Raw genomic sequence first — 15076 nt, 5'->3', positions numbered from 1 at the left:
TTTTCAAGGAAAAACGCCTCCAGCCTTTGCTGAGCAAGCGCAGGCAGCTATGCTTTTTGATGCTCTGGCGCCGGCGGCTGCCAGGGCAGGGGCCACACCCGCTGTTGCCAATCGCGCAGGCAGGGCGGTGTGTCGGCGAGGGGTGGCGTTTTGGCTTCGGCTTCGGCAGCGGCGGGCGGCCAGCGCAGGCCGCTGTGCAGTGCCAGCGGCCGGCCGTCGGCCGGGTGCGGCAGCTCCAGCTGCCAGGCGTGCAGCCACAGCCGCTGCAGGCCCAGGCGCGCGGCCCACCAGCGGTTCAGCGGGCCCTTGCCATGGGTGGCGTCGCCCAGAATGGGGTGGGCGATGTGCTTGAGGTGGCGGCGGATCTGGTGGCGCCGGCCGGTGGCCGGCTGGGCCAGCACCAGCGAGGCACGCGTGCCGGCAAAGCGCGGGTCGCTGGCCTCGGGCAGCTGCAGCCGGGCCAGGCAGCGCAGGTGGGTGAAGGCCGGCTGCGCGGGGGCATCGGGCGGCGCGTCGTCGGGGCGCAGGGCGTGGTCCACCTCGGCCCGGGCCGGGGCCCAGCCGCGCACCAGGGCCAGGTAGCGCTTGCGCACGGCCTGGGCGGTGAAGGCCTCGCCCAGAGCGCGGGCCGCCTGCGGGTGCAGCGCCATCACCAGCACGCCGCAGGTGCCTTTGTCCAGCCGGTGCACGGGATAGACGTGCTGGCCCAGCTGGTCGCGCAGGGTTTGCAGGACGAAACGGGTCTCGCCCGCGTCCAGCCCGGTGCGGTGTACCAGCCAGCCGGCGGGCTTGTACACGGCCACCAGGTGATCGTCGCGCCACAGCAGCGGCAACGCGCCCGGCGCCACCTACAGCCCGCGGCCCGGCGTGAGCTGGATGGTGCCCAGGCCCGAATCCTGCGGCTCGCCGTGCGGCGTCAGCCAGTACAGCCACAGCCCGCGCAGCCAGGCCACCAGATAAATGAGGGACACGGCAACCAGGCCCCACTGCGCGGTGTGCCACGCGGTGTAGAACCAAAAAGGCTGGCCCATCAGTCCGAACACGCAGGCCCAGCGGCGCGACGACAGGCTACGTGCCTGCGACAGCCAGGCAGCGGCGGCGCCCAGCAGGGCAATGGCGATCTGGTCAAAACCCATGGCGTCTTCCCTCCTCAAGCCTGGTGAACCGTGGTGTGGGATGGTAACTGGATATTCATCCAGTCTTTGTGGCATGGCCGGCCGTGCGAGGCATTCCTACAACGCCAGGGCATGGGCGATGGCGCAGCGGCGCGCGCCGTCGCCCTAGGGTGGCCTTCTGGGCTGACAGCCCCGCCCCGCGCATGGTGCACGGGGCGCCCACTGCAAAGGAATACCGACATGAACACCCCTGAACTGCGTGAATCCGTACGTGACGCCATCGCATACGACGAGGCCCGCGAAAGCGCCCCGTTCGAGCACGAGATCACCCTGCTGACCGGCCTGGGGCTGATCGCCTGTGCCTTTCTCACACCGTCGCGCACCCGCGCGGTCATGCATGCGCTGGTAGGCGGTGCGCTGGTGGTGCGTGCCGCCAGCGGACGCGACGGGCTGCGCAAGTGGGCGCGCGAGCCGCAGGCGCAGCCTCGCAGCCGCATCGTGGTGACGCCCTGAGGCCCTGGCTGCGCGGGGTGTGCCTGTCCGCCGCCGGACGGCCGGGGGATGTGCATGCGTTGTCTCCTCGTGGGGCCGGCTGCATCAGGGTGCGCCAGCTGTTGTATGGATCAGGTGCAATGGCTTTGCAGGGTGTCGAATGGCGTAATTGCAAGGCAAGAAACGCAACAAAACCCGACGCACCGGCCCGCGATGATGGGTGCGCCCCCGCGCAGCCTCTGTAGGAGCGGGGCGCATCAGCCTGTGCTGCGCCCGCTGGCGCGCTGCCGCACAATCGGCGCACATGACGATTTCCTCGCGCAACACCCTGCTGCCACTGTCCTTGCTGGTGGCACCCTCCCTGCAAGACCCGCAACCCCTCGTCCTCTACCACGGCCGCTGCGCCGACGGCTTTGCCGCGGCGCTGGCGGCCTGGCGCTTCTATGGCGGCCAGGTGGAATGTGTGGGGTTGACGCACGGCCAGATCACCAGCGTGCAGGACCTGCCGCCCTTGCAGGGCCGTTCGATCTACGTGCTGGACTTCGCCTTCGGCCCGGAGCTGCTGGCCGCCATCGATGCGCAGGCCGCGCGCCTGGTGTTGCTGGACCACCACAAGAGCGCGGCCGAGCAGCTGGCGGGCTTTGAATGCCGCTGCGGCGTGGTGCATTTCGACATGCACAAGTCCGGCGCGCGGCTGGCCTGGGAATTCTTCTACCCCGAACAGCCCCTGCCCGACCTGGCGCGCTTCGTGGAAGACCGCGACCTGTGGACCTGGCAGTTTGCGCAGACCGCCGGCTTCGTCGCCGCGCTGGACATGGAGCCCTTCGACTTCGAGCGCTGGAACGACATCGCCAGCTTCACGCCCGAGCAGGTGGCCGCCTTCGTTGCGCGCGGCCAGGCCATGGACGAGAAGTTCCGCCACCTGGCGCAGGACGTGGCGCGCGCCGCGCGGCCGCTGGTCTTCAATGGCGAGGCGGGCCTGGCGGTGAATGCGCCCGGCGCCTTTCACAGCCTGGTGGGCGAGATGGTGTCGCAAAAGAGCGGCACCTTCGCGCTGATGTGGACCGTGGGCGAGGACGGGCAGATCAAGGTCGGCCTGCGCTCGCAGCGCGGCTACGACTGCTCGCCCCTGGCCGTCAGCATGGGCGGCGGCGGGCACGCGCAGGCCTGCGGCTTTCGCATGGCGGCCGAGCGCCTGCCCGAGCTGCTGGCCGGCACGCTGCAGGCGAAATAATGGTCAAATCGGCTGCAAAGCCTTGCCGGTCAAGCGCTGGCAGCTATCAAAATTGATGTTTCTCAATTCTCTTTCGGCATGACCCGGACCCCCATGACCCAGCACACTTCCTCCAGCTCCCCCATCCGCGTCGGCATCGTCGGCTACGGCAACCTCGGCCGCGGCGTGGAGGCGGCCATCGCGAAGAACCCGGACATGCAGGTGGCCGGCATCTACACGCGGCGCGAGCCGGCGCAGCTGAAACCCCTGGGGCAGGGCGTGGCCGTGCATGCCATGGGCGAACTGATGGCGCACCAAGATCGGCTGGACGTGCTCATCCTGTGCGGCGGCTCCAAGGACGACCTGCCCGTGCAAAGCCCGCAGCTGGCCGCCCGCTTCAGCCTGGTGGACAGCTTTGACACGCACGCGCGCGTTCCCGAGCATTTCGCCGCCGTGGACGCCGCCGCGCGCAGCGGGCAGACCACGGCGCTGATCTCCGCCGGCTGGGACCCGGGCATGTTCTCGCTCAACCGCCTGATGGGCGAGGCCCTGCTGCCCGACGGCGCCACCTATACCTTCTGGGGCAAGGGCCTGAGCCAGGGGCATTCGGACGCCATCCGCCGCGTGGCCGGCGTGGCGGGCGGCGTGCAGTACACCATTCCTGTCGATGAGGCCGTGGAGCGCGTGCGCTCCGGCGGCCGGCCCGAGCTGTCCACGCGCGAGAAGCACCGCCGCGAGTGCTTCGTGGTGCTCAAGGAAGGCGCCGACGCCGAGGCCGTGCGCCGCGAGATCGTGGGCATGCCGCACTACTTCGACCAGTACGACACCACGGTGCACTTCATCGAAGCCGACGAGCTGGCGCGCGAGCACGGCGCCATGCCCCACGGCGGCTTCGTGATCCGCAGCGGCACGACCAGCGAGCAGGCCAGCCAGGTCATCGAATACCGCCTGAAGCTGGACAGCAACCCCGAGTTCACCGCCAGCGTGCTGGTGGCCTACGCCCGCGCCGTGCACCGCCTGCAGGCCATGGGCCAGCACGGCTGCAAGACGGTGTTCGACGTGGCGCCGGGCCTGCTGTCGCCGCGCAGCGCCGAGCAGCTGCGCGCCGACCTGCTGTGAGCTGAGCGGCCGGGCCGCTCAGCGGCCGTTGCCGGCCTTGATGGGGTGGCGGCGCCGGTATTCCCACGGCGCCAGCGGCCGCTTTTGCGACCACAGGCCCAGCCGCGCCGCCTGGGCGCGCTGCTGCAGGGCGGTGAGTTCGCGGTATTTCGCCGTCTGGCGGGTATAGACCCACGCCAGCCCGGCGCCCACCTGGGCCTGGGCGACGTCGCGGCCGGCGCAGCGCACGCGGGCCACGCGGCGGCCGTACATGTCGCGGGCCAGGGTGTAGAGCTCGGCGCGCTGGCGAAAGCACAGGCGCACGAGCTGCTCACGCGCCTGCTTGCCAAAGGCCTGGCGGCTTTCGGGGGCGTCGATGGCGGCGATGCGCACGCGCTCGGGGCGCCGCGCGCCGCAGCGCACGGAGAGGGTGTCGCCGTCGCTGACGGCGATGACGAGGCAGATGAGGGCGGTGGCAGACACGATGGGCCCGGCAGGAAAAAGGGCGAAACTATAGGCACTGCCGTCAGCCCCTGCCGGTCGCCGGGCGCATGCCCTTCAACCGCGGCGTGCGCCGCGCTTCTCTTCTTCCCCCCTTTTTTTCATTCGATCTGCCGTGCTCAAAGGCCTTGCCGCATCCCTCTCCGCGTCCGTGCTGTTTGGCGGCATGTATTACATGGCGCCCTACCTGGCGCCGCTGGACGGCGAGCAGATCTTCGGCTGGCGCGTGCTGGCGACGCTGCCCTTCACCACGGCGCTGCTGCTGGGCCTGGGGCAGGGCGCGCGGGTGCGGCTGCTGGCGCAGCGGGTGCGCCGCGCGCCGGCGCTCGCGCTGGGCCTGCTGGCCAGCGCGGCCATGCTGGGCGTGCAGCTGTGGCTGTTTCTGTGGGCGCCGCTGCACGGGCGGGCGCTGCCGGTGTCGCTGGGCTACTTCTTGCTGCCGCTGGTCATGGTGCTGGCGGGGCGGGTGCTGTTTGCCGAGCGGCTGTCGGGCCTGCAGTGGCTGGCCACGGCGCTGGCCGGCGCCGGCGTGGCGCACGAAGTGCTGCGCGCGGGCGGCATGTCCTGGGAGACCTGGCTGGTCGCGCTGGGCTACACCGCCTACTTCGTGATGCGCCGGCTGCTGCGCACCGACCACCTGGGCGGGCACTGGCTGGACATGCTGCTGCTGGCGCCGGCGGCGGCGTGGTTCGTGCTGCGCGCGCCCTCGTCGCTGGGCCTGGTGGCCGGGCACGTCCACCTGTGGACCCTGGTGCCGGTGCTGGGTCTGCTCAGCGCCGTGGCGCTGGCGCTGTACATGGCCGCGGCGCGGCTGCTGCCGCTGGGCCTGTTCGGGCTGCTGAGCTACGTGGAGCCGGTGCTGCTGGCGCTGGTGGCGCTGCTGCTGGGCGAGAGCATCGCGCCGCAGCAGTGGCCCACTTACGGCCCGATCTTCGTGGCCGTGGCCGTGCTGGTGGTTGATGGGGCGCTGCGACTGCGCCGGCGCTAACGCAGTCGCAGGCGTCCGCCATCAGGCCGCGGGCTTGAACTCGTCGAACGCCTGAACGGCGCTGGCGGCATACATGGCCACCGGCCCGCCGCCCATGTAGATGGCCACGCCCAGGGCCTCGTGCACCTCGGCCGTGGTGGCCCCCAGGCGGGCCAGGGCCTTGGTGTGAAAGCCGATGCAGCCCTCGCAGCGCGCAGCCACGCCCACGGCCAGGGCGATCAACTCCTTGGTCTTGGCGTCCAGCGCGCCGTCGGCGATGGCGGCCTTGCCCATCTCGCCAAAGCCGGCCATCACGCCGGGCACGGTCTTGCGCAGCGGCATGAGGTTGCTGGAAATGTCCTGGGTGAGTTGCTTGTACGAGGCGATGGTCATGAAACGACTCCTGTGCGGGGGGTGAATGAACCGGTGGCCCGAATCCGCGATGCGGGTAGGGCGTTTTGTTTAGATAATTCTAATTTAGAAAAAACTAAATTACAATCCAGTCCAGCCATGAACGATGTGAATGACATGAACGACACGCAGCCGCCGCCCTCTGCCTTCGCGCAGTTGCAGCAAAGCGCCACCCAGGCCGCTGCGCTGCTGCAGGCGGTGGGCAACCCCAATCGCCTGCTGGTGCTGTGCCTGCTGATCGAGCACGGCGAGATGAGCGTGGGCGCCATCAACGAATTCGTGGCGCTCAGCCCTTCGGCGCTGTCGCAGCACCTGTCGCGCATGCGCGACGAGGGCCTGGTGGCCTTTCGCCGCGAGGCCCAGACGCTGCACTACCGCATCGACAACCCGCACGTGGCCACGCTGGTGGCCACGCTGAAGGGCATCTTTTGCCCCTGACCCTGAATTGAAAGCCCCCTTGCCATGACCTTGCAGACCCTGGACGCCATCGCCGCCCGCCGCCTGATCGACGCGGGCGGCGCCCTGCTCATCGATGTGCGCGCGAGCGACGAACACGCGCGCGAGCGCATCGCCGGCGCCCGCAGCCTGCCCCTGGCGCAGCTGCGCGCCCAGGCGCAAGCCGGCGCCGCGCCGCTGGCCGGCGCGCAGGCGGTGATCTTTCACTGCCGCTCCGGGCAGCGCACGGCCGCGCACGCGCAGGCGCTGGCCGACTGCGCCAATGGCCAGGCCTACGTGCTCGAAGGCGGGCTGGACGGCTGGAAGCGCGCCGGCCTGCCGGTGGTGCGCGACGCCTCGCAGCCGCTGGAGCTGCAGCGCCAGGTGCAGATTGCCGCCGGCGCGCTGGTGGCGCTGGGCACGGCGCTGGGCTTGGGCGTGTCGCCGTGGTTTTTGCTGTTGCCGGGTTTCGTCGGCTGCGGGCTCGTGTTTGCGGGCGTGTCCGGCTTTTGCGGCATGGCGCGCCTGCTGGTGAAGATGCCCTGGAACCGCAGGGCAGCAGCGGCCTGAACGGGCCTGTTTTCAGCAATCAACCGAGGGAAAGCATCATGAAATTCAACGTGGGCGGCATCGACCGCATCCTGCGCGTTGTGGTGGGACTGGTCTTGATCGCGCTGGCGGCCACGGGCACCGTGGGCTGGTGGGGCTGGCTGGGCGTGGTGCCGCTGCTGACCGGGCTGGTGCGCTTTTGCCCGGCCTATGCCCTGCTGGGCATGAACACCTGCCCGATGCGCAAGCCGCGCTGACCGCGGCGCAGCGCCGCCCCAGGTTTCATAAGAAAAATGGCTCTGGCGCTTGCTGGTCAAGCGCGAGCAGCTATCATTTTTGATAACCCGGGGGTGGCGCCACGTCGTCCCACGCGCCCGGCGCCAGGCCCTGCAGCGTGTAGGGGCCAGTGGCCGCGCGCACCAGGCGCAGCGTGGGGTGGCCCACGGCGGCCGTCATGCGGCGCACCTGGCGGTTGCGGCCCTCGCGGATGACCAACTCGATCCAGCAGTCGGGAATGTGCTGGCGCACGCGGATGGGCGGGTCGCGCGGCCACAGCGCGGGCGCCGCGTCCAGCCGGCGCGCGCCGGCGGGCAGGGTAGGGCCGTCGTTCAGCTGCACGCCGGTGCGCAGGCGCTGCAGCGCCTCCTCGCCCGGCAGGCCCTCGACCTGCACCCAGTAGGTTTTCTCCATCTTGTGGCGCGGGTCGCTGATGCGCGCCTGCAGCGCGCCGTCGTCGGTCAGGAGCAGCAGGCCTTCGCTGTCGGCGTCCAGCCGGCCGGCGGCGCGCACGCCGGGCACGTCGATCAGGCCCTTGAGGCCGCGCCAGCGCCCCTCGGGGGTGAACTGGCTCAGCACGCCGTAGGGCTTGTTGAAGCGGATCAGCCGGCTCACAGGAACAGGGCCGGATCGACCATGGTGCGGTTCAGCATCACGCCCCAGTGCAGGTGCGGGCCGGTCACGCGGCCGGTGGCACCCACCTGGCAGAACGACTCGCCCGCGCGCAGCGAGTCGCCCACCTGGCAGTCCACGCGGCTCAGGTGGCAGTACAGCGTCAGCAGGCCGCCGCCATGGTCCAGCCAGACGGTGCCGCCGTTGAAGAAATAGTCGCCCACGTCGATCACCCGGCCGGCCAGCGGGGCTACGACAGGCGTGCCCGTGGGTGCGGCGATGTCCATGCCGCCGTGCGGATTGCGCGGCTGGCCGTTGAACACGCGCCGCAACCCGAAGCTGCTGCTGCGCCGCCCGGGCACGGGCGCGCGCATGCGCAGGTCCGGCCCCTGGGGCAGTGGGGTGGAGAAGGTGGCCATCACCTGCTGCTGGTGGGCGCGCTCGCGTTCGTGGCGGGCGCTGTCCTCGGGCGACAGGTCCACCGTGCGCGGCGCCACGGTCAGGCGCTGCTCGCTGTATTTCTTGGGCGCCACGCGGTAGGGCACGCGATCGGCGCCAGTGGCGATGTGCGCCGCGCCGGGCGGCGCCGCCAGGGCAATGCCGACCAGGGCCGTCCATTCGATGACGTCGCCCAGCACCAGCACGGGCACGCCATCGGGCATGTGTGCGGCGGGCCGCTCGGGCGCGGGGCCCAGCGACAGCCGCGCTACGCCCCCGGGCACGCGCAAGTCCTGGGGCCAGGGGTCGGCGGGCGGGGCCGCCCCGGCAGGGCAGGCGGCAAGCAGCGGCGGCAGGCCCAGAGCCTGCAACAGGGCGCGGCGCGTGGGGGCGGGGAAAGGCAGGTCAGGCATGGATGCCGAGTGTAGAGGGAGGGTTATGCGCGAAAGTAAGCTTCTCATGCGCGCCGGACGCATTGGGTCATAATCGCCGCCCATGCCCTGCGCGGCGGCGTGCCAGATCCGGCACGTCCGGCCTGCCAGGGCATCGGCTCATGCGGCCTGCGCACACCGCAGCACCCCGCCGCAGCTGCCCGCGCCCCGTGCTGCCCAAGAAGCGCCCGGCTCGCAGTGCAGCGCTGGCCCTGCCACCTCCACACGGGCGGGGCCGCTCTCATTTCGCCCTTTTTCCAACATCGTTTCTTCATCCCACCCGACCATGCGTCAAGAACAAGACTTCATCGGCATCAAGACCATCCCTCCCGACGCCTACTGGGGCGTGCACACGGCCCGCGCCGTGGAGAACTTTCCCATCACCGGCCACACCGTGGCGCAGATGCCCGAGCTGGTGCGGGCTTTTGCCTTTGTGAAGAAAGCCGCTGCCCACGCCAACCTGCAGCTGGGCGTGATCCAGGCGACCCAGGCCCAGGCCATCTCCCAGGCCTGCGACGACCTGATCGCCGGCCAGCTGCACGAGCAGTTCGTCACCGACGTGATCCAGGGGGGCGCTGGCACCTCCACCAACATGAACGCCAATGAGGTGATCGCCAACCGTGCGCTGGAGCACCTGGGATTGCCCAAGGGCCGCTACGACGTGGTCCACCCGAACGACCACGTCAACGCATCGCAAAGCACCAACGACGCCTACCCGACCGCCGTCAAGATCGCGGCCTATTTCGGCATCCAGTCGCTGCTGCAGTCGCTGGCCTGCCTGCGCGGTGCCTTCGAGGCCAAGGCCGCGGAGTTCGGCCCCATCCTGAAGATCGGCCGCACCCAGCTGCAGGACGCCGTGCCCATGACGCTGGGCCAGGAATTTGCCGCTTTTGCTTCCATGATCGCCGACGATGAGCGCCGCCTGCGCGACTCGGCCTTCCTGATGTGCGAGATCAACATGGGCGGCACGGCCATCGGCACGGGCATCAACGCCCCGGTGGGCTACGTGGACGTGGTCACGCCCAAGCTGGCCGAGCTGTCGGGCGTGCCGGTGAAGGCCGCCGGCAACCTGATCGCCGCCACCTCCGATACGGGCGCTTTTGTTGACATCTCTGGCGTTCTAAAGCGTATTGCCACCAAGCTGTCCAAGATCAGCAACGACCTGCGCCTGCTGTCATCGGGCCCGCAAGCCGGCGTGTGCGACATCAAGCTGCCCGCGCGCCAGGCCGGCTCGTCCATCATGCCGGGCAAGGTCAACCCGGTCATCCCGGAGGTGATGAACCAGGTGTGCTTCGAGGTCATCGGCAACGACGTGGCCATCACCATGGCCTCCGAGGCGGGGCAGCTGCAGCTCAACGCCTTCGAGCCACTGATCGCCTGGGCGCTGCACAAGAGCCTGCGCCACCTGGCCCAGGCCTGCCACACGCTGCAGGTGCACTGCGTGGAGGGCATCGTCGCCAACCACGACCTGCTGGGCGAGCGCATTGCCGCCTCGGTGACCCTGGTGACGGCGCTGAACCCCTTGATCGGCTACGAGAAGGCCGCCTCCATCGCCAAGGCGGCCATCGCCACGGGCAAGCCGATTGCCGACGTGGCCGAGGACCTGGGCATCATGAGCCGCGCCGACATGCAAAAGCTGCTGGTGGCCGAGCGCCTGACCCAGGCCGGCACGCTGGCAGCACAAGCCTGATGCGCTATTAAATTAATAGCTGCTGACGCTTGACAGACGGGCGCTGGAGCCGCTTTTGGCTTCAGCGCCCGTTTGTCGTCTGCAGGGGCGTTTCAAGGAGGGTCAGCGCACCCGCTCGGTCTCCACCACCATGTCCAGCACATAGGCCCAGGTGGACGCGTCGGCCGGCGCCTGGGCGCGCTTGAAGCGGTTCAGGCGCAGGACGTTGCGCACGCCCGGCTCATGCTGGTAGCCATCGATCTCGGCGTACAGCGGCTGCCATTCGCCGGTGCTCTGGCGCACGCCGTTGTCGGCAAAGCGGATTTCGCGCACGCGCAGGCACTGGGCATTGGCGGCGACGCCGTTGTTGCAGGGCACGCGGTGGGGCGCAACTTCCAGGAAGACGCGCTCGCCGGCGCTGCCGTACTGCGTCTGCGGCGTGGGGGTGCCCTTCAGCTCCCAGCGGCTGGCGTCGTTGAAGTGCAGCACCAGCAGCGGCGGGCCGCCGGCGTTGTTGCGCACCTCGTAGCTCATCGCGCCCGACAGGGCTGCTGTCATGCGCTGCTCCAGCTCGTTCAAGGCCGGCTCGGCGCAGGCGCGGCGGGTGGACACGCCCTGCATCAGCTCCAGCGTGCTGCCGCGCAGCTGGTAGCTGCTGCTGACCACGTTGCACAGGTTGTGCAGCGACACGCGGCCGTTGTCGAACTGCAGGCGCGGAGCGCGCTGGCTGGCCTGGCGCCAGCGGGTGTCGCTGCGACCTTGGTGGTCGCTCATGGCGACCAGCTCCCAGTGGTAGGCAGTCAGTTGCGGCATGGCGCTGGACGATGGGGTGATGACAGTGCCCGGCACCGAGGGCGACGCGGGCTGGCTGGCCTGCGGCGCGCCGGCGCAGGCGGCCAGCAGGGCGGCAAGGGACAGGACGGACAGGCTTTTGCAGGCGTTGAGTGCGCGCATGGGTTCTCCAGTGGGTAGGGTGGCAGGCAGCATGCCACGCCCGCGCCGCAGCGCGGGTAGGAAGCGGGCGCTTGCCGGTCGCCGTGCCGCGCCTGGGCCGGTTGTCCCTGCCTGCTTCTTATTTGCCCCAGGAGTCCTTGAGCCCCGTGATGCGGTTGAACACTAGACGCTCGCCGCTGTGGTCCGCGCAGTCGGCCACGAAGTAGCCAAAGCGTTCGAACTGGAACTTGTCGCCGGCCTGGGCGGCGGCCAGCGAGGGCTCGACCCAGGCGCGCGCCACCTTCAGGCTGTCCGGGTTCAGCAAGGCCAGGTAGTCCTTGCCGCCCGAGTCGGGCTGGGGGTCGGTGAACAGGCGGTCGTACAGGCGCACCTCGGCGGCCACCGCGTCGGCTGCACCCACCCAGGTGATGGCGGCCTTGACCTTGACGCTGTCGGCGCCGGGCGTGCCGCTCTTGGTGCCCCCCACCACGGTGGCCAGCACGCGCGTGACGTGGCCGGCCTCATCCTTCTCGCAGCCGGTGCATTCGATGACGTAGCCGCCCTTGAGGCGCACGCGGTTGCCGGGAAACAGGCGCTTGTAGCCCTTCGGGGGCTCTTCGGCGAAGTCCTCGCGCTCGATCCAGACCTCGCGCCCCAGCTTCAGGTGCCGGGTGGGTACGGCCTCGCCCTCGCGGGCGTGGGGCAGGGCGGGCAGCTCGCAGGCCTCCAGATGCGCGTCCGACCCAAACACCTCGGCCCAGTTGGTCAGCTCCAGCTTGAGCGGATCCAGCACCACCATGGCGCGGTGCGCGCGCGCCTCCAGATCCTCGCGCAGGCAGGCCTCCAGCAGCGCGTAGTCGATCCAGGCGTAGTCCTTGGTCACGCCGATGCGCTCGCAAAAATCCCGGATGGACTCGGGCGTGAAGCCGCGCCGGCGCAGGCCGACGATCGTGGGCATGCGCGGGTCGTCCCAGCCGCTTACGGTGCCGCTGTCCACCAAGTGCTTGAGCTTTCTCTTGCTGGTGACGACATAGGTCAGGTTCAGCCGGGCGAATTCGTACTGGCGCGGCTGGGGCGCGGCGATCAGGCCGCCCTCGCGCAAATGGTCCAGCAGCCAGTCGTAGAACGGGCGCTGGTCCTCGAACTCCAGCGTGCAGATCGAGTGGGTGATGTGCTCCAGCGCGTCCTCGATGGGGTGGGCGTAGGTGTACATCGGGTAGATGCACCACTGGTTGCCCGTGTTGTGGTGCTCGGCGTGCTTGATGCGGTAGATCGCCGGGTCGCGCAGGTTGATGTTGGGCGAGGCCATGTCGATCTTGGCGCGCAGCACGGCGGCGCCGTCGGGCAGGCGGCCCTCCTTCATCTCGCGAAAGCGCGCCAGGTTCTCGGCGGCGCTGCGCTCGCGGAAAGGGCTATTCACGCCCGGGCGCGAGAAGTCGCCGCGGTTGGCGCGCATTTCCTCGGGCGACTGCTCGTCCACATAGGCCAGGCCGCGTTCGATCAGGTACTCGGCCGCGCGGTACATGAAGTCAAAGTAGTTGCTGGCCCAGTACAGGTTCTCCCGGCCGCCTTCCGGATCCTTCCAGTCGAAGCCCAGCCAATGCACGGCGTCGATGATGCCGTCCACGAACTCCTGGTCTTCCTTTTCCGGGTTGGTGTCGTCAAAGCGCAGGTGGCAGGTGCCAGCGTAGTCGCGCGCCAGGCCGAAGTTCACGCAGATGCTCTTGGCGTGGCCCACGTGCAGGTAGCCGTTGGGCTCGGGCGGAAAGCGCGTGCGGATGCGCGCCGCGTCCACGCTCCCCTGGCTGTGGTGCCGGGCATCGCCCGGCGTGCCCCCCCACAGGCGGGCGGCATGGGTGCCACGGTCCAGGTCGGACTCGATGATCTGGCGCAGGAAGTTGCTGGGCCGGGGGGTGTCGGGGGTGCGGTCTTTGTCGGCAGGGGAGCTCATGGTGCAATTCTAGGCGGCACATTGGTTACACGCCGTGACGCACCGCCCTACATGCGGAAACAAGAAAATGCGACATTCGTGCCATCCTTTGCGGCATCTGGCGCGTTATGTCTGCAAAGCATCTGTTTCGTTTTTTTGAACCCGGCGGCGTTGTCGCCATTGAAGGAGAGTCGTCATGACCACAATCCGCTCCTGGTGGGCCGCCGCCGGCCTGGGTCTGGCCCTGCTGGCCGGCACGGGCGCTGCCCACGCGCGCAGCGACGTGTACTGGTCGGTGGGCGTGGGTGTGCCCGGTGTGGTGGTGGGTGCAGGCAATGCCGCTCCCGTGTACTACACGCCGCCCGCCCCGGTGTACTACGCCCCGCCGCCGCCCGTGTACTACGCTCCGCCCCCGCCCGTGTACCAGTCGCCGCGGCCGGTGTACTACGCGCCGCCGGTCATGGTGGCGCCCAGGCCGTACTGGCGCGGCCATGGCTATCACGGCCACCATGGCGGCCGGCGCGACTGGCGCTGACAGGCCTTATTCGCTCGAAGCGGCCCCTGGCGGGCCGCTTTTTTTCGCCCGCAGGGCCCCGCATAATTGGCGCCCCCGACGCCGCCCCTGTCCCGCCCCATGAGCCAAAAAACCGTTTTCGTCCTCAACGGACCGAACCTGAACCTGCTGGGCACGCGCGAGCCGCACATCTACGGCGCCCACACCCTGGCCGACGTGCAGCAGCTGTGCCAGAGCGCCTGCGAGCGCCACGGCCTGGCGCTGCAGTTTCGCCAGAGCAACCACGAGGGCCAGCTGGTGGACTGGGTGCACGAGGCCGGTCGCCTGCATGCCGATGGCCGTCTGGCCGGCCTGGTGCTGAACGCCGGCGCCTACACCCACACCAGCGTGGCCCTGCTGGACGCCGTCAAGGGCACGGGCGTGCCGATGGTGGAGCTGCACATCAGCAACGTGCACGCGCGCGAGCCCTTTCGCCACCATTCGTACCTGTCGGCTGCCGCCCGGGCCGTGCTGTGCGGCTTTGGCGTGCAGGGCTATGTGCTGGCCATCGACGGCCTGGCGCAGTGGTGACCGCGCCGCTGCCCGCGCCAGCCACGCTCCCCACGCCACCCGCCGTTGCAGCCCTTGCGCAGCAGGCGCGCCGGGTAATCACGCCCTGCGGGGGCGGCGAGCTGGTCTGGCACGTCTGGGGCGAGCACACGGGCGCCGGTGCGGATGCAGATGCGTTGCCCCTGGTGCTGCTGCACGGCGGCAGCGGCAGCTGGACGCACTGGGTGCGCAGCATTGGCGCGCTGGTCCACGCCGGCCGCACCGTCTGGGCGCCCGATCTGCCCGGCTTTGGCGACTCTGCCTTGCCGCCTCGGGGCGCCGATGCCGACGCCGTGGTCGAGCCCCTGGCCCAGGGCCTGCGCCAGCTCTTTGGCCAGCAGCCGTGCGACCTGGTGGGCTTTTCGTTCGGCGGACTGGCGGCCGGGCTGCTGCTGGCCGCGCACCCGCGCTTGGCACGCCAGCTGGTGCTGGTGGGCGCGCCGGCCATGGGCGTGGTGCCCTCGCGGCAGTTCGTGCTCAAGGCCTGGCGGCACCTGGAGGCGCCCAAGCAGCTGGCGGCGCACCGCTACAACCTGGCCGCCCTCATGCTGCAAGACGCAGCCCTCATCGACGAGGACGGCGGCCTGGCCCTGGGCCTGCACGTGGCCAACGTGCTGCGCGACCGCATGCCGCGCCGGCGCCTGGCGCACACCGATGCGCTGGCCCGGGCGCTGCCCCAGGTGCCTTGCCCGGTGCACGCCATCTACGGCGCCACCGACGCCCTGTATCGCCAGTGGATTGCCGCGCTGCAGGGCGCCTACGAACAGGCCACGCCGGATTTCCGTGGCCTGGTGCTGATCGAGCAGGCCGGGCATTGGGTGCAGTTCGAGCGGCCGGAGGCCTTCCACGCCGCGCTGCTGCAGGCGCTGGACGCCGGGGCGCGCTAACGCCTTCTTTGCAGTTT

The 15076-nt window shown here is 70.0% G+C and carries 19 protein-coding genes; 11 read left to right on the top strand and 8 right to left on the bottom strand.

The annotated features are described in order from the left end of the window. Positions 1-47: 47 nt before the first annotated feature. A complete protein-coding gene (locus C7H73_RS10840; protein WP_227001323.1) occupies positions 48-833 on the bottom strand; it encodes a pseudouridine synthase in 786 nt (261 codons plus the stop codon). A 15-nt stretch (positions 834-848) separates the two neighbouring features. Continuing rightward, positions 849-1136 carry a hypothetical protein gene (locus C7H73_RS10835; RefSeq protein WP_106846659.1) on the bottom strand — a complete coding sequence of 96 codons (288 nt, stop codon included), beginning with the start codon at positions 1134-1136 and terminating at the stop codon, positions 849-851. Positions 1137-1355: 219 nt separating this feature from the next. Between C7H73_RS10835 and C7H73_RS10830 the strand changes: the two genes are divergently transcribed. From C7H73_RS10830 to C7H73_RS10820, 3 genes are all read left to right on the top strand, one after another. Then, the gene (locus tag C7H73_RS10830) at positions 1356-1628 is read left to right on the top strand and encodes a hypothetical protein (RefSeq protein ID WP_106846658.1); all 273 of its coding nucleotides are present in this window, start codon (positions 1356-1358) and stop codon (positions 1626-1628) included. Between the two features lie 283 nt (positions 1629-1911). After that, complete coding sequence (locus C7H73_RS10825; protein WP_106846657.1) at positions 1912-2841, top strand: DHH family phosphoesterase; 930 nt, start codon at positions 1912-1914, stop codon at positions 2839-2841. Positions 2842-2934: 93 nt separating this feature from the next. Then, positions 2935-3939, top strand: coding sequence for a diaminopimelate dehydrogenase (locus tag C7H73_RS10820; protein WP_106846656.1), 1005 nt, complete (start codon positions 2935-2937; stop codon positions 3937-3939). An 18-nt stretch (positions 3940-3957) separates the two neighbouring features. Here the strand turns inward: C7H73_RS10820 and C7H73_RS10815 are convergent, their stop codons facing one another. After that, a complete protein-coding gene (locus C7H73_RS10815) occupies positions 3958-4401 on the bottom strand; it encodes a thermonuclease family protein (protein ID WP_106846655.1) in 444 nt (147 codons plus the stop codon). Positions 4402-4534: 133 nt separating this feature from the next. On the opposite strand from C7H73_RS10815, the gene rarD reads away from it, so the two are divergent. Then, positions 4535-5407, top strand: a complete 873-nt coding sequence (gene rarD, locus C7H73_RS10810; protein ID WP_106846654.1) for an EamA family transporter RarD — start codon at positions 4535-4537, stop codon at positions 5405-5407. 21 nt (positions 5408-5428) lie between these two features. On the opposite strand, the gene C7H73_RS10805 is transcribed toward rarD, so the two are convergent. Next, the gene (locus tag C7H73_RS10805; RefSeq protein WP_106846653.1) at positions 5429-5779 is read right to left on the bottom strand and encodes a carboxymuconolactone decarboxylase family protein; all 351 of its coding nucleotides are present in this window, start codon (positions 5777-5779) and stop codon (positions 5429-5431) included. 117 nt (positions 5780-5896) lie between these two features. Here C7H73_RS10805 and C7H73_RS10800 point away from each other — a divergent pair, with 117 nt between their 5' ends. From C7H73_RS10800 to C7H73_RS10790, 3 genes are read left to right on the top strand one after another with little or no spacing between them, the layout of a single operon-like run. After that, positions 5897-6235: an ArsR/SmtB family transcription factor gene (locus C7H73_RS10800; RefSeq protein WP_405124761.1), complete on the top strand. Its 339-nt coding sequence runs from the start codon at positions 5897-5899 to the stop codon at positions 6233-6235. Positions 6236-6259: 24 nt separating this feature from the next. After that, complete coding sequence (locus C7H73_RS10795; protein ID WP_106846652.1) at positions 6260-6802, top strand: rhodanese family protein; 543 nt, start codon at positions 6260-6262, stop codon at positions 6800-6802. Between the two features lie 38 nt (positions 6803-6840). Further along, positions 6841-7038 (top strand): YgaP family membrane protein, encoded by a 198-nt coding sequence (locus tag C7H73_RS10790; RefSeq protein WP_106846651.1) that lies wholly within the window; start codon positions 6841-6843, stop codon positions 7036-7038. A 73-nt stretch (positions 7039-7111) separates the two neighbouring features. Here C7H73_RS10790 and C7H73_RS10785 read toward each other — a convergent pair whose 3' ends face one another. Together C7H73_RS10785 and C7H73_RS10780 are read right to left on the bottom strand one after the other, a co-directional pair. Beyond that, positions 7112-7720, bottom strand: a complete 609-nt coding sequence (locus C7H73_RS10785; protein WP_106847631.1) for a pseudouridine synthase — start codon at positions 7718-7720, stop codon at positions 7112-7114. Next, positions 7669-8520: a M23 family metallopeptidase gene (locus C7H73_RS10780; RefSeq protein WP_106846650.1), complete on the bottom strand. Its 852-nt coding sequence runs from the start codon at positions 8518-8520 to the stop codon at positions 7669-7671. The genes C7H73_RS10785 and C7H73_RS10780 overlap by 52 nt, the downstream gene beginning before the upstream one ends. Positions 8521-8824: 304 nt before the next feature. Here C7H73_RS10780 and C7H73_RS10775 point away from each other — a divergent pair, with 304 nt between their 5' ends. Next, the gene (locus tag C7H73_RS10775) at positions 8825-10228 is read left to right on the top strand and encodes an aspartate ammonia-lyase (protein ID WP_106846649.1); all 1404 of its coding nucleotides are present in this window, start codon (positions 8825-8827) and stop codon (positions 10226-10228) included. 102 nt (positions 10229-10330) lie between these two features. Here the strand turns inward: C7H73_RS10775 and C7H73_RS10770 are convergent, their stop codons facing one another. Beyond that, entirely contained in the window at positions 10331-11161 is an 831-nt protein-coding gene (locus C7H73_RS10770; protein ID WP_106846648.1) for an META and DUF4377 domain-containing protein, read from the bottom strand. A gap of 118 nt (positions 11162-11279) precedes the next feature. Next, entirely contained in the window at positions 11280-13091 is a 1812-nt protein-coding gene (locus tag C7H73_RS10765; RefSeq protein WP_106846647.1) for a glutamine--tRNA ligase/YqeY domain fusion protein, read from the bottom strand. A 175-nt stretch (positions 13092-13266) separates the two neighbouring features. Between C7H73_RS10765 and C7H73_RS10760 the strand changes: the two genes are divergently transcribed. The 3 genes from C7H73_RS10760 (at position 13267) to C7H73_RS10750 (ending at position 15059) form a co-directional block, all read left to right on the top strand. After that, complete coding sequence (locus C7H73_RS10760; RefSeq protein ID WP_106846646.1) at positions 13267-13605, top strand: hypothetical protein; 339 nt, start codon at positions 13267-13269, stop codon at positions 13603-13605. A gap of 99 nt (positions 13606-13704) precedes the next feature. Beyond that, entirely contained in the window at positions 13705-14154 is a 450-nt protein-coding gene (aroQ, locus tag C7H73_RS10755; RefSeq protein WP_106846645.1) for a type II 3-dehydroquinate dehydratase, read from the top strand. After that, positions 14148-15059 (top strand): alpha/beta fold hydrolase, encoded by a 912-nt coding sequence (locus C7H73_RS10750; protein ID WP_106846644.1) that lies wholly within the window; start codon positions 14148-14150, stop codon positions 15057-15059. Before aroQ ends, C7H73_RS10750 begins: the two co-directional genes overlap by 7 nt. Positions 15060-15076: the final 17 nt, after the last annotated feature.

Origin of the sequence: Pulveribacter suum (genome assembly GCF_003013695.1) — a bacterium.
Classification (GTDB): Bacteria; Pseudomonadota; Gammaproteobacteria; order Burkholderiales; family Burkholderiaceae_C; genus Melaminivora; species Melaminivora suum.
This window is presented reverse-complemented; position numbering and strand designations above follow the sequence as displayed.